We start from the raw sequence: 236 nt of genomic DNA, 5'->3' as shown, positions 1-236 counted from the left end.
CCGATGTTCGTTTTAAGCGGGAGCAATGGGCCAGGGGAGCTATTCCCAGAGAGTTTGAGCACAACACCTCATTCCTTTATGCGCGGGCCTTTTTGTACGCCCTAGACGGGTTCGACAAGTTTTTAGGTGTTCTGGCAAAAACTGAAAACATCCCAGCTCAAGTAACTGATATCCACCAACGAATGGCCATCGCCTTCCCAAACCTTCGTGGGGTTCGAAATTCGGCACAGCATCAG

1 protein-coding gene is annotated in these 236 nt (G+C 50.4%); it reads left to right on the top strand.

Going from position 1 to position 236, the window contains the following annotated elements; all coding sequences use genetic code 11:
- A partial coding sequence (locus tag SB816_RS34935; RefSeq protein WP_410548617.1) for a hypothetical protein occupies positions 1-236 on the top strand: 236 nt, incomplete at both ends.

It is taken from the genome of Achromobacter sp. SIMBA_011 (assembly GCF_046535435.1).
GTDB lineage: Bacteria > Pseudomonadota > Gammaproteobacteria > Burkholderiales > Burkholderiaceae_B > Achromobacter > Achromobacter dolens.
The sequence above is the reverse complement of the archived record's forward strand: the minus strand, read 5'-3'. Positions and strand labels throughout refer to the sequence as shown.